Annotated in this window: 23 protein-coding genes; 7 read left to right on the top strand and 16 right to left on the bottom strand. The window is 52.0% G+C overall.

Features of this window, described 5'->3' with window-relative positions; genetic code table 11:
• Positions 1–5: 5 nt before the first annotated feature.
• From NST26_RS32510 to NST26_RS32525, 4 genes are all read right to left on the bottom strand, one after another.
• Positions 6–1,550: a class I adenylate-forming enzyme family protein gene (locus tag NST26_RS32510; RefSeq protein ID WP_340957076.1), complete on the bottom strand. Its 1,545-nt coding sequence runs from the start codon at positions 1,548–1,550 to the stop codon at positions 6–8.
• Between the two features lie 54 nt (positions 1,551–1,604).
• A complete protein-coding gene (locus tag NST26_RS32515) occupies positions 1,605–2,936 on the bottom strand; it encodes an SMI1/KNR4 family protein (protein WP_339312150.1) in 1,332 nt (443 codons plus the stop codon).
• A 162-nt stretch (positions 2,937–3,098) separates the two neighbouring features.
• Positions 3,099–4,859 (bottom strand): dihydroxyacetone kinase subunit DhaK, encoded by a 1,761-nt coding sequence (gene dhaK / locus NST26_RS32520; RefSeq protein WP_340957073.1) that lies wholly within the window; start codon positions 4,857–4,859, stop codon positions 3,099–3,101.
• Positions 4,856–5,998 (bottom strand): glycerol dehydrogenase, encoded by a 1,143-nt coding sequence (locus NST26_RS32525; RefSeq protein WP_340957071.1) that lies wholly within the window; start codon positions 5,996–5,998, stop codon positions 4,856–4,858. The genes dhaK and NST26_RS32525 overlap by 4 nt, the downstream gene beginning before the upstream one ends.
• Positions 5,999–6,169: 171 nt before the next feature.
• Here NST26_RS32525 and NST26_RS32530 point away from each other — a divergent pair, with 171 nt between their 5' ends.
• Together NST26_RS32530 and NST26_RS32535 are read left to right on the top strand one after the other, a co-directional pair.
• On the top strand, positions 6,170–7,168 hold the full coding sequence (locus NST26_RS32530; protein ID WP_340957069.1) for a PocR ligand-binding domain-containing protein: 999 nt from the start codon (positions 6,170–6,172) through the stop codon (positions 7,166–7,168).
• Positions 7,169–7,265: 97 nt separating this feature from the next.
• Complete coding sequence (locus NST26_RS32535; RefSeq protein ID WP_340957066.1) at positions 7,266–7,541, top strand: hypothetical protein; 276 nt, start codon at positions 7,266–7,268, stop codon at positions 7,539–7,541.
• Positions 7,542–7,565: 24 nt separating this feature from the next.
• On the opposite strand, the gene NST26_RS32540 is transcribed toward NST26_RS32535, so the two are convergent.
• Both NST26_RS32540 and NST26_RS32545 read right to left on the bottom strand, forming a co-directional pair.
• Positions 7,566–8,732, bottom strand: a complete 1,167-nt coding sequence (locus NST26_RS32540; RefSeq protein ID WP_340957063.1) for a DUF7832 domain-containing protein — start codon at positions 8,730–8,732, stop codon at positions 7,566–7,568.
• Between the two features lie 25 nt (positions 8,733–8,757).
• Complete coding sequence (locus NST26_RS32545; RefSeq protein ID WP_036722951.1) at positions 8,758–9,600, bottom strand: hypothetical protein; 843 nt, start codon at positions 9,598–9,600, stop codon at positions 8,758–8,760.
• 139 nt (positions 9,601–9,739) lie between these two features.
• Between NST26_RS32545 and NST26_RS32550 the strand changes: the two genes are divergently transcribed.
• A complete protein-coding gene (locus NST26_RS32550) occupies positions 9,740–10,594 on the top strand; it encodes a LysR family transcriptional regulator (RefSeq protein WP_340957060.1) in 855 nt (284 codons plus the stop codon).
• A 24-nt stretch (positions 10,595–10,618) separates the two neighbouring features.
• Positions 10,619–10,876 (top strand): helix-turn-helix domain-containing protein, encoded by a 258-nt coding sequence (locus tag NST26_RS32555; RefSeq protein ID WP_340980721.1) that lies wholly within the window; start codon positions 10,619–10,621, stop codon positions 10,874–10,876.
• A gap of 418 nt (positions 10,877–11,294) precedes the next feature.
• Here the strand turns inward: NST26_RS32555 and NST26_RS32560 are convergent, their stop codons facing one another.
• The 5 genes from NST26_RS32560 to NST26_RS32580 form a co-directional block, all read right to left on the bottom strand.
• Complete coding sequence (locus tag NST26_RS32560; protein WP_340957056.1) at positions 11,295–11,807, bottom strand: SMI1/KNR4 family protein; 513 nt, start codon at positions 11,805–11,807, stop codon at positions 11,295–11,297.
• A gap of 83 nt (positions 11,808–11,890) precedes the next feature.
• Positions 11,891–13,039 (bottom strand): hypothetical protein, encoded by a 1,149-nt coding sequence (locus NST26_RS32565; RefSeq protein ID WP_340957055.1) that lies wholly within the window; start codon positions 13,037–13,039, stop codon positions 11,891–11,893.
• A gap of 140 nt (positions 13,040–13,179) precedes the next feature.
• A complete protein-coding gene (locus tag NST26_RS32570) occupies positions 13,180–14,148 on the bottom strand; it encodes a helix-turn-helix transcriptional regulator (RefSeq protein ID WP_340957054.1) in 969 nt (322 codons plus the stop codon).
• A gap of 70 nt (positions 14,149–14,218) precedes the next feature.
• On the bottom strand, positions 14,219–14,686 hold the full coding sequence (locus NST26_RS32575) for a hypothetical protein (protein ID WP_339252471.1): 468 nt from the start codon (positions 14,684–14,686) through the stop codon (positions 14,219–14,221).
• Between the two features lie 419 nt (positions 14,687–15,105).
• Positions 15,106–15,942: a helix-turn-helix transcriptional regulator gene (locus NST26_RS32580; protein ID WP_339252472.1), complete on the bottom strand. Its 837-nt coding sequence runs from the start codon at positions 15,940–15,942 to the stop codon at positions 15,106–15,108.
• A 118-nt stretch (positions 15,943–16,060) separates the two neighbouring features.
• Between NST26_RS32580 and NST26_RS32585 the strand changes: the two genes are divergently transcribed.
• Positions 16,061–16,903, top strand: a complete 843-nt coding sequence (locus NST26_RS32585; protein WP_339252473.1) for an NAD-dependent epimerase/dehydratase family protein — start codon at positions 16,061–16,063, stop codon at positions 16,901–16,903.
• Positions 16,904–16,927: 24 nt separating this feature from the next.
• Here NST26_RS32585 and NST26_RS32590 read toward each other — a convergent pair whose 3' ends face one another.
• From NST26_RS32590 to NST26_RS32600, 3 genes are all read right to left on the bottom strand, one after another.
• Positions 16,928–17,329, bottom strand: coding sequence for a VOC family protein (locus NST26_RS32590; RefSeq protein ID WP_339252474.1), 402 nt, complete (start codon positions 17,327–17,329; stop codon positions 16,928–16,930).
• A 218-nt stretch (positions 17,330–17,547) separates the two neighbouring features.
• On the bottom strand, positions 17,548–18,543 hold the full coding sequence (locus tag NST26_RS32595) for a zinc-binding dehydrogenase (RefSeq protein WP_339252475.1): 996 nt from the start codon (positions 18,541–18,543) through the stop codon (positions 17,548–17,550).
• A gap of 144 nt (positions 18,544–18,687) precedes the next feature.
• Positions 18,688–19,056, bottom strand: coding sequence for a DoxX family protein (locus NST26_RS32600; protein WP_339252477.1), 369 nt, complete (start codon positions 19,054–19,056; stop codon positions 18,688–18,690).
• 189 nt (positions 19,057–19,245) lie between these two features.
• Here NST26_RS32600 and NST26_RS32605 point away from each other — a divergent pair, with 189 nt between their 5' ends.
• On the top strand, positions 19,246–19,599 hold the full coding sequence (locus NST26_RS32605; protein ID WP_339252479.1) for a winged helix-turn-helix transcriptional regulator: 354 nt from the start codon (positions 19,246–19,248) through the stop codon (positions 19,597–19,599).
• On the opposite strand, the gene NST26_RS32610 is transcribed toward NST26_RS32605, so the two are convergent.
• Both NST26_RS32610 and NST26_RS32615 read right to left on the bottom strand, forming a co-directional pair.
• Entirely contained in the window at positions 19,596–20,189 is a 594-nt protein-coding gene (locus NST26_RS32610) for a suppressor of fused domain protein (RefSeq protein WP_339252481.1), read from the bottom strand. The genes NST26_RS32605 and NST26_RS32610 overlap by 4 nt on opposite strands.
• 29 nt (positions 20,190–20,218) lie before the next feature.
• Positions 20,219–20,806 (bottom strand): TetR/AcrR family transcriptional regulator, encoded by a 588-nt coding sequence (locus NST26_RS32615; protein ID WP_339252483.1) that lies wholly within the window; start codon positions 20,804–20,806, stop codon positions 20,219–20,221.
• Positions 20,807–21,069: 263 nt separating this feature from the next.
• Between NST26_RS32615 and NST26_RS32620 the strand changes: the two genes are divergently transcribed.
• The gene (locus NST26_RS32620) at positions 21,070–22,224 is read left to right on the top strand and encodes an MFS transporter (RefSeq protein ID WP_340957047.1); all 1,155 of its coding nucleotides are present in this window, start codon (positions 21,070–21,072) and stop codon (positions 22,222–22,224) included.
• Positions 22,225–22,315: the final 91 nt, after the last annotated feature.

Raw genomic sequence — 22,315 nt, forward strand, 5'->3', positions numbered from 1 at the left:
CCCCTCTAGTACATAGTTTCTTTTATCGCCTTCTTATCTATTTTGCCTACAGATGTTCTGGCAAGTGACTCAGTAATCACTAAGCGGGTGGGTAACTTATACTCCGCTATGTATTGACTGCAGAATTGTTGCAAGTTCTCTAGCGCAAGTGTCTGCCCCTGCTTAAGTACAACTACCGCAGTGACTTCTTCACCTTCATCCGGCAAGGGCGTTCCTATAACAGCAGCCTCAAGAATAGAAGGATGTACGCTTATTGCCTGCTCCACTTCAGCACAGTAGACATTAGAAGCCCCTACTATAATCATGTCTTTCTTCCGGTCCGCAATGTATAAATAACCGTCTTCGTCCAGTCTGCCGAGATCCCCTGTATGGAGCCATCCATTTCGGATGGTTTTGTCCGTCTCTTCCGGATTATTCCAGTAACCAAGCATGATCTGTTCACTTCGGCATATGATTTCGCCAATCTCGCCTTGCTCTACTTCTTGCCCTGAGTCATTGACTATACGCACCTCAAAAGGCTTCTGGCCCCAGCGCTCCATATGGGATGGATTCCCGACCGACTGCAGCCGATGCAGCTTCCCCTCTGCAAGGCACTCTTGTACAAATAAAAAGCTGATAAATTGACCGCTCTCTGTCTGTGAATACACCTCGGATATCTGCGCGTTAGGGAATACTTCCAGAGCTTGCTGCAAGGTCTTCTCACTGATCGGAGCACCTCCGCAGGATATGCCTGCCACAGTTCCAACTTCTCTGGAACGGGCGCCTGCCAAAGCAGTGATATCCCTAAATAGGAGTCCGACTGTTCCCAGAAATCTGATTTGCTCACGCTCAATAATATCTATAACCTCGTTAGCCTGCAGCGGATAGGAGTCCGGATAAATGAGACAGCCTCCTTCAAAAAGAGTTGTCCAAAGGATAAATTGTCCGGTAAGATGGGCTTGATTGGGAACAAGCGATTTTTTGGCCGGATTATGCCCTCCGCCTCTTGCAGGGCTCATGAAAGCCCACTTTCTGATCGCCCGATGAGAGTGCATCACACCCTTAGAGCGTCCCGTCGTACCTCCGGTATATATAATAAGAGCGACATCATCCGGCTGTGCTGTGTACCATGCTGTTAATGGAGAGGAAGTCGCGATTAAATCTTCTAAGGACAGGCCGCCGTTGACAGGCTTGAACGTGATGGCAAAAGCTATATTGGACGCCGAAAGGGAAGAGGCAATTCTCGGATGCTCCGCATCATACACGATAGCTGTTGGGGCAGCATCATCAAGGATCTGATTCATCTCTCTAGAGGCCAGACCTGGAAAGATTGTAACTGGAATGGCACCTATAGCAATTACGGCACATTCTGCAATCACAAGATATGGACAAGGATCACCTGCAAGCGCCACCCGTTCACCGGGTCCTATTCCCAAGTCCTTCAGACCTCCCGCCACACAGCTCACCTGATGCAGTAATTGTTGATAGGTCAGATACTCATTTCTGTACTTTGTAGCATAGTGATCGGGCTGTAACCGGGCCACATGAGGCAATATTTCTGAAAGAAGCATACGTATACCCTCCAAGAGTGTTTATCCTGCTATTTGCTGATCCGCCCCATCCGCTCAGCCCAAATAATCATCCGGCAGGTGCAGCTCCCGCAAGCAAGCGGTGAATTTCTCCCTGAAATTAGGATTTCCTTTGTATTCGGGCCATATCGCCTTATAGTAAGGCAGAAGCTTCTCATGTGGAATAACGTCCCAATGTGAAATGGAGCTGCGCAGTACCTCTGTACCTCCGGTACGGAACATCTGCTCAATGATCTGCCAGCTCTCCTGCTTATTCCCGCAGTCTCTCACGGCATAGATCGCAGCCGTCTGCATAACCAGGCTGGTATGGCACAGGAAGGGTGCGAAATCGCGGAGGTTCACAGCATCGCAGTCTTTTAGAATATAACCGGCATAACGCAGAGTTTCCGCATCATTAATCCCTTCAAGCCTCTCAAGCCTCTGCCGGATCAGCGGAATGAATTCGGTCCGGTCCTCATTCTTGCCGTAAGTATGCAGAATTGTTAAGGCGCGGAGCGCTCCCTCAGCGTCATCCGACTGTAGCAGCTTCTGCAGATAGGGCCTGCCCGCCGCAAAGGACGTTTTGCAGAGCAGCGAGATGGCTGTTTTGGAATCCCGGGGGCTATGCTCCGTCACATGCTTCAGGAATTCCAGGGTCGACGGGGCGATTCGCTTGAACTTGAACATGGCCTCCAGCGCCTTGGCCTGCAGCTTCCCGTCAGGAGTGTTCCGATACAGCTGAATAAGCGTATTCTCGTCACCCGGCAGCCGGCTGCCAAACCATGCGTTGTCATAATCCAGAATAATCTCATCCAGCCAGCGCTCGTACCAGTCCAGGAAGTTATCTTCATAGACGAAGAAGAACGGGCGGTCAGGGAAAAATTCCGAGGTATACACAATCCTCCCCCGGTGCTCCCCTTCCAGCACGAGATACATCTCATATTCGCAGCCCTGGGTGCCGATACACAGCATTCCGCCAAGCGCCTTGTTTCTCGCTTCCTCGTACTCTTCATCCGAGATGTCCCGCTCCCCCGTCAGAGGCTCCGTCAATAGATTCCATTCCTCTGCGGTCATTCCGGGATGAAGCGCCGCCCGGCCCTGGAGTGCCGGAAGCTCGGTATAGGAGGTGGCCTGTGCAAGCGGATAGATCCCGTAATACGGTCCGGCCCCGCCGTTCCCGATCTCTGTCAAGAACCGGGCGAACGGTTCAGGAAGCCTGATCCCATATTGTGCCTCCCAGTCCGCCAGCTCGCCTGCTGTAAGCTTCTCTTTCAGCTTATATCGATGCGATGAAGCCCCAAATTCCGCGAACTCCGCATCCTTGCGCAGGGCCTGCTCCAGCTTCGTCCTGATCCGCTCAAGCTGATCAGCCTGCTTCTCTAATTCCATGATGATCCCTCCTGCATATTCAAAGAATGTCACATAATGGCCTGGCCGATTGTCTTCCATCATATCACACCAAGCATATATCCCAGGCTCCTCGTTTACTTCCACAACAAATAAGCCCGCCGTCACGATGAAGTGACAGGCGGGCTTATACCCAGGCAACACTTATTGGACAGCGTTAGACAGCTCTGTGAAAATAACCCCCAGGGCAAATGCGCCCGCATCCGGGTGGCCGATGCTGCGCTCACCTACTGTCCCGGCCCGGCCCATCCGCGCAACGATGGATTTCGTACGCTCCGCCCCCGTGACAGCGGCTTCAGCCCCCCTGGCGAAGGCCTCCTTCAAGGACAGCTGCTGCTGCGAGCTGCTCTTCCAGGCTTCGGCACAAGGAATCAGCGCATCGATCAGCGTCTTATCACCCACGACTGCTCCCCGTCCGAAGGAGCGTTCACCGGTAGCCTGGATGCCCTGAGCCGCCGCGTCCAGCATCCCGGCCATCTCCAGCGTATTCAGCGAGGTCCGGCCTGTAGCATATTTGCCTGCTGAGCGGAAGGCCGAGCCCCAGATTGGACCAGAAGCTCCGCCGCAATGCTCCATAATGATCAGGGAGCAGGCCTGAAGGAAGCTTCCGATATCCGTAGCGTGATCCTGCACAAGCTCCTTCCATTCCCGCTTCAATTGCTTGAAGCCCTTGGCGACACTCATCCCGAAGTCTCCATCACCCGCATGAGCATCCAGCTCACAGAAGGGAGCCTCATTCGCGATAATAATCTCGCTCATCTTATCCACCAGATAGATGATGTTCGTAAGCCGCAGCCGTTCGTCACGGAGGACAGCGAAGCCCGGATCGGTCTCGGCCGTCAGGCTCACCTCAGCCTGAGCCTCCTGCTGTGGAAGTGGGCTGACGTATTGCACCGGCGCAAGCTCACCCGTTAACCGGAGCGCCGGAGTATCGCAAGGCTCAGCAAGCCATCTGCGCAGTTCATCATCCAGCTTCATCAGGCTGATGGAAGCGCCGGCCATATCTATGCTGGTCATATAGTTGCCTACAAGAGATTGGCGGATGATGATACCCCGTTCTCCCAGACTACGGATCACAGAGTGATTGAGCAGGTACAGCTCCTGCAGAGGCGTTGCGCCGAAGCCGTTGACGAGCACCACTACCTCTCCGCCGTCCGGCTGATCCAGGTTCAGACTGGCCAGCAGGGCAGAGATCATACGTTCCGCCAGCTCATCGGCGGTCAGCAGCTTTTCTCTGCGGATGCCCGGTTCACCATGAATGCCGACCCCATACTCCATCTCATCCTCCTGAAGCTGGAAGGTAGGTGTACCCTTGGCAGGAACGGTACAGGAGGTAAAAGCAAAACCAAGACTGCGCACATGCTCTGCCGCATGCTGCGCGGCCTGCTTCACCTCGGCCAGCGGCAGTCCGGCCTCAGCAGCCGCCCCTGCAACCTTATGCACCAGAATCGTGCCAGCAACCCCTCGGCGTCCCACCGTATACAGGCTGTCTTCTACTGCAATATCATCATCAACCTTGACATAGTCCACAGCGAGGCCGTCCTCAGCCGCCAGATAAGCCGCATTCTGGAAGTTCATCATATCGCCGCTGTAATTCTTGATGATCAGCAGAGCGCCCTTATGGCCGGTATGGTTGCGGATCGCCTGGTAGACCTGAATCTGTGACGGGGAGGCGAAGACATCCCCGCAGACTGCGGCATCCAGCATTCCCGGTCCGACCAGCCCGGCATGCGCCGGCTCATGGCCGCTGCCCCCGCCGCTGATCAGCGTTACCTTGTCAGGATTCGGCGCAGACCTGGAGACAATTTTGTATTTGCTGTCGAATGTCAGCTGCGGATGAGCCATCACCAGTCCACTGCACATCTCACGGACGAGATTGGCCGGATCGTTGATTATCTTTTTCATACGCGCTGCTCCTTACTCTTCTTGAAGGCTTCGCCCAGCTTGTCAGCGACAGCAATGGCAGCGGCAACCGCTTCAGCGGTAACCGGGAACGGCATGGAATGAATCGACTCTTCCGGGATACACGCCTTGCGGGCCACTTCCAGCAGCTCCTCATGGGAGATAGAAGCGACACCAATATCGGCCAGGCATACGGGAAGGCCCACAGCGTGGCAGAAGGACAACACCTGATCGATCTCTGCCTGCTGCGCGTTCTCCAGAACGAGCTGTGCAATTGTGCTGAAGGCCACCTTCTCGCCATGGTAATAATGATGGGTGCCTTCAAGCGCCGTCAGGCCGTTATGGATGGCATGTGCGGCAGCCAGACCGCTGCTCTCGAAGCCAAGTCCCGACAGCAGGATGTTCGTTTCGATAATATTCTCCAGCGCCGGTGTCACCACGTTCTGATCGCAAGCCAGCTTGGCTAAGACGCCATCCTCGAGCAGTGTATCGTAGCATAAGCGGGCAAGGGCCAGCGCGGCTTTGGTGCCTTTGGCCTCCGTAATCACGCCTGCATGCACTCCGCAAGGAAGCCCCGCATTGACATTGGAATAGGATGCCGCAGTAGCTCTGGCCTCGAAGTAGGTGGAGAGGGCATCGCCCATCCCGGATACCAGGAAGCGGGTAGGAGCCTGCGCAATAACAGTCGTATCAATCAGCACCACCGAAGGACTGGCTTTGAAGTAAGCATAATCCTCGAAAGCGCCTTCAGAAGTGTAAATCACAGCGGAATGGCTGGTGGGTGCATCGGTGGCCGCAATGGTAGGAACGATAATCAGCGCATCGCCTTCTGCCACACATTTGGCCGTGTCGATCGCTTTGCCTCCGCCAAGACCGATTGTACAAGCACACTTGTGCTCACGGGCCAGCTCCTGTAGTCTGGAAATCTCCTGCCTGGAGCATTCGCCCTGGAAATCCCCCTTCACGAGGGTAATGCCGAATTGACTGCTGGTGGCATCGAGCTTGGCCTGCACACGCTTCACATCATCCGGGTGCGCAATCAGCAGAGCCGATGTGCCGAAAGTACTGACGAAGTATCCCAATTGAAGCAGCTCATCCTCACCTTGTGTGTATTTAGCCGGGCTGATAAAGGTTCTTCTCATTCTTTCATTCCTCCTCGAGTCGTATGTCCCCATTATAGACAAGTGGATAGCGGGGCGCATGGGACAAAGCAAACGAATTAATATGCTGCAAAATAGTATTATTATGTTGTCAGCATCTGAATTATAATTATCTTGTTCTCATTGTCACTGTAGATGGAAGGGGTGAGCCGAATGCAATCCAAATTCGATTTGAAATATATCATTGATATGGATGAATGGGGCAAGCTTCAGGAATCGTTGTCCCTGGTGACACGCATGGCCATCATTATGGTCGATTATAAAGGCGTGCCGGTTACGGCACATAGCCGCTGTCAGGCCTTCTGCCAGACCGTGCGCAGCGACAAGGAATTCTCAGCCTATTGTCAAAAATGTGACGCGCGCGGAGGTCTGGAGGCTGTGCGGCTGAGCCGGCCCTATATCTACCGCTGCCACTTCGATATTCTCGACATTGCTATCCCTATCATTGTCGATAATCAGTACATCGGTGCGCTGATGGCCGGACAGATCCGGCTGGCGGAGGGAAGCGGTCCGAATCTGGAGCAGATTGTGTCCCGTCCGCACCAGGACGCCATGACGGAGGATCGGGCCCGCAAGTACGAGCTGCTGCCCGTCATGACGTATGAGGAGGTCGTAGCCACCGCCGATATGCTCTATCATTTGTGCAACTATGTGGTCAAGGAATCGATCCTGAAGCATGAGCTGCTGGAGAGGAACCGGCAGCATGAGGCTTTGAACCTGCAGGAGTCCAAGCTCCAGCTTGAACTGCCGCCTCTGCCTGTAGAGCCGCCTTCGGCTCCCAAGACTCCGGTCTTTTCGGGAAGCGCATACAAGACGGAATGCATAAGTCCTACGCTACAGCCTGCTTTGGACTATATGCTAAGCCACCGGGAGGAGAATTTCTCGCTGAAATCGCTGGCGCAGCTATGCCATATCAGCCCTAGCTACTTCAGCCGCTTGTTCACCAGGGAGATGGGCGAGCATTTCTCCCTATATGTTGCGCGCATGAAGATCGGGTGGGCGAAGGAGCTGCTGGCAACAACGGATTGGTCAGTCAACGAGATCAGCAATCACTTGAATTTTTGCGATGCCGGTTATTTCATTAAGATCTTCAAGAAATACGAGTCGGCAACTCCCCTGTCCTACCGTGCTGCACTTAAGGACAGACATTGAGGGGAAGATGAATGGGATAGCTGGCTTGAATTCATTCTCAGCCTCCGCCCGATCCGGTATAATAGATACAACACTATTCGAGCAGGGGGTTAGCCGCATGAAGCTGAACGAACAAGGTGTGCTCATCGTTGAAGAGGATGATATACACGACCTGTACTTTTTTCTGGCCCATGACGGGTTGACATTCAAGGATTCTTTCGAGATTGGGATGGAAAAGCATAAGATTGAGCTGTACCCCGGCAGCGTATCTGCTATTGTTCACCCGCAGGCCATGCCCGAGGACTATGGCTACCCGGAAGAAGACCTTCCCCGTATAGTGGAGGCGATTTATTCGGCCATCCGGGAGTATGATCCGGGCTTCGGGGTGTGGTAACATCCCTGCGGCCTGTCTATAGCATCAAGGGATAACCAGGCCGTTCTTGAACGCCAGTTTGACATCATTCTCACGGACATAAGCGGAATAGTCCCAGGATTCTCCCTCCTGCAGCCGCTTGTAGGTCTGATGAATATTCCGGCGCCAAGGCGACGGCCGGCTGTTGAAATAAATCGTAAAGAAGCGCTGCGCCTGCTCTTGTGTGCCGAAGCACAGCAGATAGGCCAGCGGACTGGATTCAGCATCGCAGATGCCGGGGAATCCTGCGCCGCAGGCGGCAAGCTGCTCCAGTGCGCGGGGACGGTCTGCGAACAGCTCGAACAGCGGCAGGACACGTTCCCCAATCAGCTGACCTATCTCCTGCCGGGAGGAATCCAGTTGTGAGGGGGCGACCTGCCAGACGATAGCGCTTGACGATTTCTGCGGCCTGCGCAGCGAGCCGAACAGAACGGTATCGTCCCCTCTGCCGGTTTGTCCGGCAAGCCATTTTTTGACGGACTTGCTGGCAATCCGCAGGTTCACGGTCATCCGTACATCGGTGCGGGTGTTGTAAGACTGCGGTTGGAAAGAGAGCTCGAATACGGTATCTTTGTCAGCCGCTGTTTTTTTCCATACCGTACCCGCCTTATTGGATTTGAAGCCCTCTGCCTGGATGAACTGCTGCCCGGTCTGCTGGCAGGCCTGAAGGAATTGAGCTTTGGGATCAAGCTTACGGTTAGAAGGGCCTTCAGACCAGACCTCCCACTGGGCAAAACGGTCATCCAGCATGGGCTTCAGGCGGTCGTAATTCTCCCAGCTGTTCTCTACATAATAGATGCTTGGATATTCACGGCCTTGTTCAGCCGCCAGGCGGTTGAACACCTCACAGTAATCACTGAGATAGCTTCCATACTGTGTGGCGAACGCCGATTGACCGTCATAATAATCGGCGGCGAAGGCATTGCCGCGCTCGTCCAGATCCTCATCCCAGAACTTCCCGTCACAGTACTCCAGCAGGTATTCCAGCCCTGTAAGCTCACGGCGTTTCAGCCGCTTCAGCGCCTCCGCCGACTCCTCAAGGTGTATTCCCCCCGCCATACCGCGGCCCAAGGCCCAGGCCAGGAACATGCCGATATGAATCCCGCCATTCTCTTCCGGCAGATCTGCAGGATAATCTCCCCCGGAATGCCAATCGATCCGGTCATATGCCATACGGGTCTCCTTTCGGCCAGCAGCTCTAGCTCCCGGCTTCCCTTTTTAATAAAAATTGATACACTTCATCACCCGCTAAATCCCACTCTACTTTGCTTTCTGGAATCTGAGCAAGCGGGGTGGTTAGCAGTGGATGGTCTACTGAAACGTTATTGAGTCCCTCGGCCTGTCTCATATTTTGGATGAGCCGGATTTCATAAGGGATGTAATTCAAGCATAGAATTTCTGCGAATTTATGGGGAAGATCCAGTGAGCTGTGGATATGGTAATCGCTGATTTCACTCATCAGGCTGCTCAGCAGCTCTTCATCGGTGGTGTAGCAATGGTCGAGAACTCTCCGGTACACATGCTGCTCCGGCAGCACCGAATACAGCTTCTGATTGATCTGCTCCGTGACGAATAAGTCATGTAACAACGCCATGAACAAATGATGTGTCTCGTTGCGGGTATAGCGCTGCGCATCCTCTTCAAAAATCATCTGGAAATAATCCCTGGCCAATTGTGCCAGCTCCTTCATATCCCATAGCAAGGCCAGCCCTATAATACTGCCTATCGTTCTTGAAGAGACCTCTTTATATTTGAACAGCCTCCGCAGAATATGCTTCTCCCAATACAGAAACCGGGTAACATACTTCCATCCTTCCTGTTCCCCGTTCAGAATCAGGCTTTTCGGATAATCTCCGCCATGTACACCAATTCCAAGCGTCAGGTTTCTGGCGATGGTCTCTTTGTATCCGTCTTTGATATCGTCCTGGATACTTTCCTTAATTAACGTATACCATTCTCTGAGTTCATCTTCGGATACGGTTCTCTTCTGGAGGGTACGAATCTCTTTGTTGAACGCATTTATTAATTTGCTGTGCTCCATCTGCTCACTCCCTGTAAAAGATCGTTAATCCAGGCGGCCCTTACGGGTGCCGGATTTGTCATCAAGGATGGAATTCAGTACAATGATCAGCATCGGAAGGTACTACCATAGATTATGATATACAGAAGGTGACACCGCAATGGAAAGTGGAGATTTGAGGATTTTTCAGGCTGTTGCCCGTGAGGGTACGATTACGAAGGCTGCGCAAGCCTTGAACTATGTTCAGTCCAATGTGACCAGCCGGATTCAGTTCCTGGAGGCCGAGCTGAAGGTCCCGCTGTTCCACCGGTCCAACCGGGGAATGAAGCTAACGCCTGCGGGTGAGAACCTGCTGGAATACGCGAATGCCATACTGATGCTAATGGACGAGGCTGTCCAATCAACACAATACTCTGAGCACCCGGCCGGCCCGCTGCGGATTGGCTCCATTGAGACGACAGCGGTTATTCATCTGACGACGATGATCGCCGATTACCATTCCCGCTACCCCGATGTCCATCTGTCTCTCATCACAGGCGAAACGCATGATCTTCTGCACAAGTTGCTAGATTACAAACTGGATGGCGCCTTCGTCTATGGACCCATAGACCAGCCGGATATCGGGCATGTTGCGGCTTACGAGGAGGAACTGGTGCTCATTGCTGAACCGGGGACAACTGAGTTGCATGAGTTGCTGCACAAGCCCATGCTGTTCTTCGACGTTGGCTGCACGCACCGGGTCAAAGCGGAGCGCTTCCTGAGCGAGAGCGGCATGCACTCGGTTCAAATCCGGGAATTCGGCACGCTGGAAATGATACTACACGGAGTATCTGCCGGACTCGGCGTATCGCTGCTGCCTAAGTCCTCGATCCGCAAGGCAGAAGAGGCCGGACGAATTATCTCCCACCGCCTCCCCGAAGAATACCGGAAGCTAGAGGTATGGTTAATATACCGCCGCAACTCCGTGCTTTCCAGTGCAATGTCCAGGTTTTTGGAGATGGTGGGGCAGAGATAGATAATGATAAAAGGAGTATTTTCCTTGAACGATACACCCAACACACTTAAACAAATTATCGGAAAAACCGTTAAAGCGATACGAATCAAACAAGGCTTGAGCCAAGAGGACCTTGCTCACAAATGTAACGTAGATCGTTCCTATATCTCTATGATCGAAGTCGGCCGCAACGAGCCATCCATCACCAAAATATTTGAGCTTTGCAGAGGTTTAAAGATTACTCCCTCCTTCTTCATTAAATTGATTGAACTTGAGTATGACAGAGACCGGGAGCAGGAATGAAACAACTCTCTAGCTCTATCCAAGCATAAAATGCCTGCGGCATCCCCATTGTGATCGGTTTTTCGACCATATCCGGCCCACACGCCTCTGCCGCACCGAATGTGATCGGTTTTTCGACCATATCCAGCCCACACGCCTCTGCCGCACCGAATGTGATCGGTTTTTCGACCACATCCGGCCCACACGCCTCCGCCGCACCGAATGTGATCGGTTTTTCGACCATATCCGGCTGTTCGGTGAAATCAGGAAGTCATTCCTATTACTGAACCAGAATATAGTCATCCTGCCGATGCTCCAAGACACTTACCCCCAACTTTATGCACAACTTATCCACATCGGACGAAAGTCATAATCTCCTAATCAATAAAAAAGATCAGAACCTATTCTCTCAGGTTCTGATCTTCTCGCATCTTACAATCTATCTACTCGAATCCGACATCATCCAGGCCAGGAATTCCCCGAACGAATCGGCTACCTTCTCAACCTCTTCAAATTCAGGCTCAGCTCCACGGACAATAGCCCCGCTGTCTATCGTTAAGTCAATGGCGTAGAAGGAATATCCGTCCCCCACAGACATTACGATTGGCAAGTGATGATCCCACCAGGCTATGATCTCGGACTCCCAAGCTGGATCACCTGCTGCCGCCTCCACACTAAGCATTTCAAATTCATTCCACCGGAATTCGGTTTCCGCGCTATGATTGAATTCTGCTTCACATATAAACCAGGTTTGCTCATCCGGTGCAACGCAGGTCTCAACTATCTTTAGAAATTCTAAATACTCATCGGGTAGTCCTTGATATCGGGAAGTAATCCCGCTATCTAAATGTAGCTGAGAACCGGATTTCCTCTTTATCTCCCAGCCCTGCTCCTCCGCCCAAGTCATAAATTCCCTGATAAGAGCTTTTCCTTTTCCACTATTCGTGTCCAAAAGATACACCCGCCCATCTGCTTAAGAAATGGAAACTACCACACTAATATACCATTTCCGCAGGGCTGCTTACATACAGCAGATCATTCCTTTACCTTAAGCTGCCACGTTGCCTCCCTGCCTTCCCACTGCTTACCGTTAGCCACATAGTACTCTCTTTCCACCGACCCATCTGTTTTGGTAAAACTAATGGCAAATACCTGACCTTCTGCGATTTGCATCGGGTATTGATCATACGGAAGAACATTACCCGTCTGTGTCAGCTTGCTGGCATCTTCGTAAGCATCTTCTAATCGCCAAAACTCCCAGTAAACATAATCCCTGAATCCACTCATGTCCTGCTTCCCGTAATACGATGCTGCATACTTCTTACCCTGCATAGTGATTTCTTCTACTCTGAGCGGTTCAATATCCTTCACCATCCAGCTAATATCCTCGGAGTGCAGGTTGCCTCCATAGTGCTTATGTAATTGATTGGCCATGCAAGGAACAGACTTGGTAAAAAGATCCATTTCATTGACTCCGGTGTGCGCTGAGCCGTAAATACCCATAATGCTCTCGTTACCCAATTTCTCCAATTCACGGATGAAATTCTCCGCCATCTTATTCTCCCGGTATACACCATCATAACTGCTGTAATATCTCTGCCCTTGTTGAATCGCCTCGGCAGTTAAGGTATACATCTCCGATCCGGTGAGATTGTTGTCGGCAAGATAAGACAAGAACCGCTTACCGGTTGTATCCCCTTGATGCCCAACATCGGTACCATGAAAAATAGTCTCCGGGCATTCGCTCTTTATTTTCTTATAGAACGTCTTCGTATATGGCGTGTGACTCTCCGTCCCTTCCGAGTCCTGGTAAAGCGCCTCCAGAATGTCGTCATTGTCCGCCTTCATCCACAGATTCAAGAATTCCGCAGCGAAATAGGACTGTTCCACGAACAAGTGCCTCATGCCCTTGTTGTGATAATAATCAGACCAGAGTTCATATTCCTTGTCCATAATTTTGGCAACGCCATGGGCTTCACCATACAGATAAATCTGGCCGGTTGCTCTCGTCACCACGGGGGTTGCCTCAGAGGTTGCCTCGCCTGTTATCTTGGCTGGCTGCGATGTTGAACTGGCCTCTTCACCCCCAGAAAAGTTGCTGCGGCAGGCTGTAAGGCTGCTAAGCAGGAGTATGACCATTAGAACTATTACACTACCATATTTATTGGAGCTTTTCGCACTCATAACCAGGATCAACCTTTCTTCATCAACTTTTTACAAGTTAATCACAGATTATGGATGTTCTCAGTGCTGTATGTCATGCGCCTAGTTCTATTGAAAAGGAAAGCACCCGCTGCGTTCATGCAGCAGGTGCTTGGCAGCGGTTAAGACTTCCGCACAGGCCGGACATACTTGAAGTACCGATCCGGGTTGAAATAGAAGTAGATGATCCGGCCGGGGGTGAGATCGAAGCAGTAGCCAGTGCCTGTATAGTCAAAAGCAGCCATCGCCTGCTCCATCCGTTCCTCGACACTGCGGTTCTCCTGCTCATAATCGAATGGCCCGTGCTCGAATACGATATACTCGGCCTCGGGGACATCCGCCATCAGCATCTGCGCGGGGACTTCACCTTCATACTCATAAGGGAGACGCACACCATAACACTCTGTACGCGGAAATCCCCAATCGCAGAGCCTGCCGTCCGGGTCATTCATATACGCCATAATCTGGCCGTTGCCGCTGTTCGTATCGCTTCCGCCGTCATCATCCAGCTTCCCCTTGATACTATCCAGCAAGCCGCTGATGGTTTCGCAGTCCTGCCCTGGAATCAGGCTCTGCTTCTGCCAGAAATCCCAGTACCCGTTGCTCTCGTAGTTCTTAATGTGCAGGAATTTGTGCGCGGGAATGGTTACGAAATAAATCTTAACCTCTTCTGTAGATTTCACCATGCCAACCTCTCCTAGTCCGAAAAAGTAGCGGTCAAACGGGTTGATTTTGGTCCGCAGGACGACAGGGTACGGGTGCCTCCGGTACTCGCTTGGGGCTACACCATAGGTCACCTTGAACGCGCGCGTAAAGGCTTCATGGGAGGAGAATCCATAGTCGAGCGCAATATCCAGAATGCTTTTTCCGCTGTCCCGCACCTCCTTCAGTGCAAAAGCCAGCTTCCGGTGGCGAAGGTAATCCCTAAGCTGCATCCCGGATATCTCTTTGAATTTCCTCGTAGTATGAAACTCCGAATAACCCAGCTTGTCAGCAAGAGATTGCAGTGTTATGGCCTCACTGTTATGCTGCTTAATGCTTTGGTCCATATCATCGACAATGATCTGGATCTGCCTGTGCCACTCGTACACCGTCCGCTCACCCCCTCGTTCCAACCGCTCTATGTTCATTCTAGAATACTGGAAAAGGCATTTCTTGATTCTACTTGCGGCATGGGATCAGCCTCATCTCTGTAAGATGATCCAGATTGATCTCGATCCTCAGCTCATCATGCTCATTCATCGCGATTAATGTCCGGTCTTCAATACTTAATTGCTTGATAGGATTGGTGACATCCGAGAAAAAAGCCCAAACCATATTGCCGCCCGCATCGGTGCAGGCAATGAAGCCCTCATTCCCCATCTGCCCGTCCCCGCCGTAGATTGTACCGCCCTCATAATCCAGACTCGTCCATGCATCAACAATGGTCCAAGGATCATCGTTATGCTTCACAATGCTCTCAATCGTTGTGTCACACAAGGGGGAACAGCGCATTGTACGCTGACGGGTATTCGGGTCGTAACAGGTCTCAATATTCAGAATCGTAATGCTGCCATCTGCCCAAGCAATACAATTGATCCCGGGCAGCTCACACTCCTCCGTCCAATGCTTCAGGATTAAGTTACTCATGGCTCTATCCTTCCGTTTCGCTGATTTCCTGTACATATACCATTTCTGTTAACCGCCCCGTTTTCCCTTCTCAAGGGTAAAAGACCATCCTAATTAATCAAGTGATTTCAGTCCATAAATGCGGTAAGGGATGAGGCTGTATCTGTAGCGAAAAAACAGGGGTAAGTGTATTCTGTGCAACTAAAAACAGTGAAACGGAAGTCCATCTTCTTCTAATTGTAGTCTGTACAACTAAATTTGACTGGATGGGCAAAAATCCAGAACTAGAGGCATTTTAATTGCACGAAATACATCTAAAAAGAGATTTGGCGGCACATCCGGCGATTTAGTTGTACAAATTGCAATTAGGACTACCCCTACTAGGTCCGATTTATGTACAAAAAAGCTGGAGGCCCCATTGGAGGCCTCCAGCTTTTTATCTATTTCACTTGTGCCCCAAGAGTCTCCAGCATACGCTGCAGCCGCTCACTTGTCTCTGTTGAAGCTGTGTAGATCATTACCTTCAGATCCGGATTACCCGGAGGCTGCAGGGTCACATGCTCAAACTCCATCTCGCCGATCCGGGGATCATATCTCTGTTTGTGGTGGTCTGCTACGGCCTGAACCTCATGAAGCGGCCAGATCTCGCGAAAGAGCTGACTGTTCTGCATGAACTCTTCGATGAGCTGCTTAAACCTCGCATCATCAGGGAAGCGCGCGTAATCCGCACGGAACTGGGCAATCAGGACTTTGGCTCCAGTTCCCCAACCCTCTACGGATGGCCACAGCCCTGTCAAAAGATATCTGACCCAGTTGATTCTCTCCGGCACCGCATCCGCACACGAAGGTAACCGGAACACAAGCTCAGCCGCCTGATTCCACATCAGCATATCCCAATATCTCCCCAGCACAAATGCCGGATGCGGACCTAGCGCCTGGATCATCCGTTCAATGCCCGCAGGAATGTGCAGATCCGCTTCCCTGTCCTGTTGTACCGGTCTGGCAAGAAGATGCAGATGCTGGCGTTCATCCTCTGTTAACCGCAAGGCTCTGGCTATATTATTAAGCACTTCCTCCGATGGATTGACGTTCCGGCCTTGCTCCAGGGAGGTGTACCACGAGGTTCCGATATGGGCAAGCTGGGCTACTTCTTCCCGGCGCAGCCCTGTAATCCGCCGTCGCCCATAAGATTTCAACCCCACATCCTCCGGCGTAAGGCGTTCCCGGCGCGTACGCAGAAATTCACCCAATGATATTTTGGAAGAAACGTTCTCCATAGAATAGAATCGCCTCCTTATCCTGACACTCCCAATCATACGATAAAGGCAGGAAGGATGCTATTCGCGCGTCCCATTATACTCCTCCTATGACTTAACAACTTAGGAGGATCTGAGGATGAAGATTTTTGTAACTGGAGCAACAGGTAAGGTAGGAAGCCGTCTGGTTCCGCGTCTGCTCCAGCGCGGCCATCAGGTTAAACTCTTGGTCAGGGATACTGCCAGGGTGGAGGAGCTTCGCCAGCAAGGGGCTGAATGCGTAGAAGGCGATCTTCTGCAGCCGGAAGGATATCTTGAGGCACTGCGGGACATTGGCGTTGTGGTTCACTTAGCCGCCCAGTTCCGCGGCGTGGATGAGCAGACCACCCGAATAGCCAATATTGACGGCGCTGTGGCTTTGGCCCGTGCAGCGCTGGATGCGGATGTGCCAAGGTTCGTATTCGCAAGCACCAACCACGTCTACGGACCAGGAGGTCATTCCCGGCCCAGCCGGGAGGAGGATGACCTCCGGCCTGCTTTTGCCTATCCCCAGAGTAAGGCGGAAGCTGAAGCGGCGCTGCTGGCACTTCACCGTGAACAGGGCTTAGGGCTGCGTATTGTACGTTTTCCCTTCGTCTACGGTGAGCGCGACCCCCATATCGCGGAGGTACTGCCTTATTTCAGCCAATGGAATCCGGCCAGACGCATCCATATGGCCCATCATGCGGATATCAGCCAGGCACTGATGCTCGCCGCCTTCACGCCGGGCATCGACGGACGCATCTATAATGTGGCTGATGATGCACCGATCTCCGTGGCCGAGATGCTTCAGCTTCATCAGGCCGAACCCGCGCCTGAAGCTCTGCAGCAGCCATATGATCCATGGGACATGATTGTCGATACCTCGCGGATCAGAGACGAACTGCATTACCGCCCGATCTATCCGACGTTCTATACGGCAAGAGATGCAGGAGCGTTATGATCTAACCCGCCTGCACCTCTGTTATTACCTGCCCTCAAACCGTTTAACCGCATCCTCCGTCACCGGCTGAAAAAGGTTCACCAGGTTGCCGTCGGGATCACGGAACAGCATCGAGCGGTTCCCCCACGGCATCGTGGTTGGCTCCTGTACCCAATCCTCAACAGCTGGCTTCAAGCGTGCATACTCCGCTTCAACATCGTCAACGCGGAACTCCATAATAACCGTGCGGTTACTTCCCGCCACTACAGCATCTGCGCCGAATAGCTGTGCTGTCTTGGAGTGGCCGATGGCCAGAGTACATGTGGGCATAACGAATTCGGCAAATACCGGAGCGGGCCGCTCTGCCGTCCCCCCTGTCACTTGCTCATAGAACTCAACCAGACGATCGATGTCGTCAGTAATGATGCGTATCGAAGCGAAATTCATAAGTGTTCATCCTCTCTTGAATGTGTACATGTCTAATGATAAAAAAACGCTACTGACAACGTTATGTCAGTAGCGTTTTTAATGTAGACGAAAAACCGATCACATTCGGCTGACGAAAGGTTATCCGCTCCAAATGTAATCGAAAAACCGATCACATTCAGCGGGTGCAAGGCAATCGGGCCGAATCAGTAGCGCCTGCATGTCCTGTATCTCTACCCTTAGCCTATTCTCAGGGCAATATTCCCGAGCTGCTCCGCACGTTCCATCCGCTGAAGGGCAAGCGGGGTCTCCGCTAAGGAATACACGCTATCCATGATAGGGTGTATCTGATGCTGCTCCATGAACCGAAGCATCGCGGTGAACTCTTCATGGCTGCCCATGGATGTTCCAAGCAACTGAAGCTGCGGGAAGAAGATCGCTCTGGCCGGAATGGTGAGATCATCGCCCGAGCTTGCGCCGAACATGACGATTCTCCCGCCCGGCTTGATGACCTCGAAGTATTGCCCGAATGTGGCTGGACCTAGACTATCCAGGATCAGGTCTACAGGATGGTTCCCGAGTTCTTCCCTCCAACGGGTGTTGCTGTCTATAACCTGAGTAACCGGTAATTGCAGGGCCTCTGCACGCTTCGCTTCACTTCTGGACGTAACTGTAACCCGCGCCCCTGCCGCTGCCGCCATAAGAGCAGCAAACGTAGCCACTCCGCCGCCAATGCCCGGAATCAGTACATGGTCGCCCCACTTCAGGCCCCCTCTAGTGAATAACGCCCGATACGCAGTAAGTGCCGCTAAGGGTAAGACACCCGCTTCCTCCCAGGACAGATACACTGGCTTAGGCACAACATTCTGCTCAGGCACAATCACATATTCCGCAAAAGTCCCGTCTGCAGGGTAACCCAATATGTCAGGAACCACAGGTACCTCATCCGCCCGATTCCATCCGAGACATGGATTAATAATGACTTCCATCCCCTGAGCCAGGCCGCTTACCCCTTCACCCGTCTCTTCAATAACACCAGCCCCGTCTGAACCCAGCACACAAGGATGAATCGGACCCGGTGCACCTTCTGTAGCAGAAGCAGCAGCTATAATGAATAAATCCCGGTGATTGAGTCCGGCTGTCTTTAACCTTACCTTGACCTGTCCCTGTTCAGGACGCTTGTCCGGATGATCCGTATATTGCAGACCCTGCGGTCCAAGTGTAATTGCCTTCATCTTCATATCCTCCTGTTACGCTATAGTGGCTTCATACAAAGTGTAGGCTGTTCCAGCGGTTAGGTAAAATGACTAGAAGAGAAGGTGAGTATCATTAATAATGATAGCTGTAGTAATCCATTTAGTATGGTCAAGGGACGGGGCTTAGCCTCCCTGCAACAGCCGGAATCGGCCGGCAGCAATAATGACCGCCAGTACTATAAAGATGATGTTGATCCACACATTCGGTTCGCCCCGCAATAGATGGAAGACCAGACCGGAGCCTGCGGCAGCAGCCAGACCCATAGCGGCGAGCGGGGTAAGCTGCGGCTGGATGCGAAGAGCCATCGGCAAAATTAACCCCAAGACCCCCAGCAGCTCAGCGATGCCGATACCCATAACCAACCCCTGCGGCACATCATTCACCCAGCTCCAGGCCGCCCGGGCCGAGTCCAACTGAAATGCCTTCAGCCAACCCGAATACAAGAACCCCGCACCTAGAACAATCTGTAAGACCCATAACACGAAATTCATATACAATGTCACTCCTTCTCATATGTTTACGCAAGCCGCATCCGGGCCCTCCACTCGGGCAGGCGGTTCTTCTTGCGCTACAGAAACCTTAGCTGCATAATAATATGAAGGGTTTCCCATGAGAAGTAGACACTTTAATTAAACCTAGTTACTTCAAAGATACCTTACGTGAATCAAGGGGGCAGCGATATGACCTACTGCAAATTCGAGTCCGCATTAGAAATCTTCGTGGGGAAATGGAAGCCCGTCATTCTGCTGCGCCTGTTCAATAACGGAGCTATGAGATTCAGCGAATTACAGCGCGCCATTCCTGAGATCACCAAAAAAATGCTCACACAACAATTGCGTGAGCTGGAATACCATAATATTGTTCACCGTGAGATTTACCACCAGATCCCGCCGAAAGTGGAGTATTCCATCACGGAATACGGACGAAGCTTGTCCGGCATCATGCAGGCCATGAATGATTGGGGAGTCACCCACATCGAGCATCTGAACCAGTTATATGGTGCTGAACGTATCGGCGAACTGGAGTCTGACTAGCGCCGCGGATCAATAATAGAATGCTCGATCTCTTCGATGTAGGAATCAAAGGCCTCCACGCCTTCACTTAAGATTAATGCGGCCTCCTGCGCCGTGACTGGTAGCGCCCATACGATCTCAGCCTTCTCGCTCCCGACCTGAATCTCCTCCAGCTCTTCACTTTCTCCCCTCAGCTCATCCAGCAGAAAAGCAGTGGTTGTCCAGTTAGCCGGGGCCAGCGGACTCTCTTCCATCACTCTAGGTATCCGTGAATCACCTGCGCCCTCTATATGATGGGCGATAAGATCACTGAGATAGGTAAATATCCGGTCCATAGACTCTCCGCCTAAGTCAGAGGTCAGAGCCATCACCCACTCTGTACCCACAGCTTGCCCATTTAGGCGGTGAGTCGCGGATAACCCTACTGTTGCAAACCTCGCAATCTCTTCCCCCTCCACTGCAGGAAAATAATAGATCTCAACATAGGCTCCTGTTTCAGGCTTCTTCAGAATGACCCGGTATTCCGGCATCTGCCACTCCCGCATATAGGCACCCAAGATAAGGGTTCTGCGGATATCGAAGGAGAGCTCCCTCTCTTTAGTTGATTCCATGAAGATGGTCATCACCTTTCCTCTTTTGATTAGGATATGGTTAATAAGTTAAGTATCTCTTTTACAAAAGTATCAACAACTGCTCTGTCAGGACGGGACTTCAGGAACACCGTAAGTCCTATTAACGAAATGACCAGTGTCTGCGCCAGATTCTTGGCATTAATCCCGGCAGCTAGCTCCCCTGACCGCAAGCCCCGTTCAATCGTTTCCTGGAAGATGACCGAGAGGTACATCTGATGTTCCCTGGTCAGGATCTCAAATTTCTCATCATGGGGAGCTAGTTCCACCATTGAATTGATGCAGAAGCACCCCGTGCTCGGGCTTTTCTCATATTCTTTGGACACCACATCTTCAAAAAAAGTACGGAATGCCTCTTTCACCGAAGAATGCTTGTGCAGACTGCCCCGGACATAGGCGGCATGGGAACTTGTATATTTTCGCAAGGCAGCTTCAAATAATCCTTTTTTATCTCCAAAGGCAGAGTATAGGCTTGGACGCTGAATGCCCATTCTTGCGGTTAAGTCGCTTAAGGAGGCAGCCTCGAACCCTCTTTCCCAAAATACATGCAGCGCTGCATCCAGCGCCTTGTCCTCATCAAATTCACGCGGCCGGGCCATAGATCTCCCTCATTTCGTATCGAATGGTATATTACGATTGTATTTGACTAAGTAGCCCCTGTCAATTAGAGCAATTTATATCCGACTCTTCCCGCTTTCCCCTTGACAATTAATTTTGGTTAGCGGTATATTTATCAGGAATTATTTCATACCGTTCAGTATATTATTATATCCATATATCGAAGGAGGCGTTATCTCTGGTTAACTTTGTAAAAGAACCGCAAGCCATTACCGCACCATCCGGGCCAACGCCTGCATCTTCAATGACCCGTAAGGTTGCGCTCTTATTTGCCATCACCTGCGGACTGGCGGTAGCCAACATTTATTACGCCCAGCCCTTACTGGACGCGATCTCCAGCGAATTCGGGATTACGCATTCTTCCGTCGGCATCGTGATTACAGTGACTCAGATTTGTTACGCCCTTGGACTACTGTTGCTGGTGCCGCTGGGCGATCTGCTGGGTCGGCGCTGGCTGATCGCCGGACAGATGCTGGTATCCGTGCTGGCTTTGGTTGTTGTGGGCACTGCCCCCACCAGCATGGTGTTATTCATAGGCATAGCTACGGTCGGACTGCTTGCGGTAGTGACACAGACGCTTGTTGCATTCGCAGCAACTCTGGCTGCCCCGGCCGAACGCGGGCGCACGGTCGGTGTGGTGACCAGCGGAATTGTCATTGGGATTCTACTGGCGCGGACATTCGCCGGCGCGTTAACGGATCTGGCCGGTTGGCGTTCGGTCTACCTTGTCTCCGCAGGACTCACGTTAATCATGGCAGGTGTATTGTTCAGGGTGCTGCCGCAGTCTGAGCCCCGGAGAGAATCCTTATCCTATCCGCAGCTTCTCCGTTCACTGTTCACGCTGTTCGCACAAGAACGGCTGCTGCGAATCCGTGCTGTGTTATGCCTGCTGATTTTCGCCGCATTCAGTATCTTGTGGACTTCCCTGGTGCTGCCGCTCAGCGCTCCGCCGCTGTCCCTGTCACATACCGCGATTGGAGCGTTTGGTCTCGCCGGAGTTACCGGGGCGTTAGCAGCAGCGCGGGCAGGCCGTCTGGCCGATCGGGGTTTGGGGCAAAAGACCACCGGCGTGGCATTGACTCTGCTGCTTCTTTCATGGCTGCCAATCAGTTATACTCCGCATTCGCTGCTCGCGTTAATCATTGGGATTATCCTTCTTGACCTGGCCGTACAAGCCGTACACGTCACCAACCAGAGCATGATCCTTCATCTGCGCCCGGAAGCCCGCAGCAGAATTACTGCCGGTTACATGGTCTTCTATTCGATTGGCAGCGCCACAGGATCGATTGCATCCACCAGTATGTATGCATACTCGGGCTGGAACGGAGTGTGCTTGCTCGGTGCAACAGTCAGTGCTCTGGCTCTGATATTCTGGGCGTTAACCCGTCATATGAAATGAACAATCTAACGGCTTCATATTCCCTCAGTGAGGTTTGTCAAAATCTTAAATTTCCATTATTGTTATCCTTATCTTACATTTGACGTTATGG

This window comes from Paenibacillus sp. FSL R7-0128 (assembly GCF_038002245.1).
Classification (GTDB): domain Bacteria; phylum Bacillota; class Bacilli; order Paenibacillales; family Paenibacillaceae; genus Paenibacillus_AQ; species Paenibacillus_AQ silagei.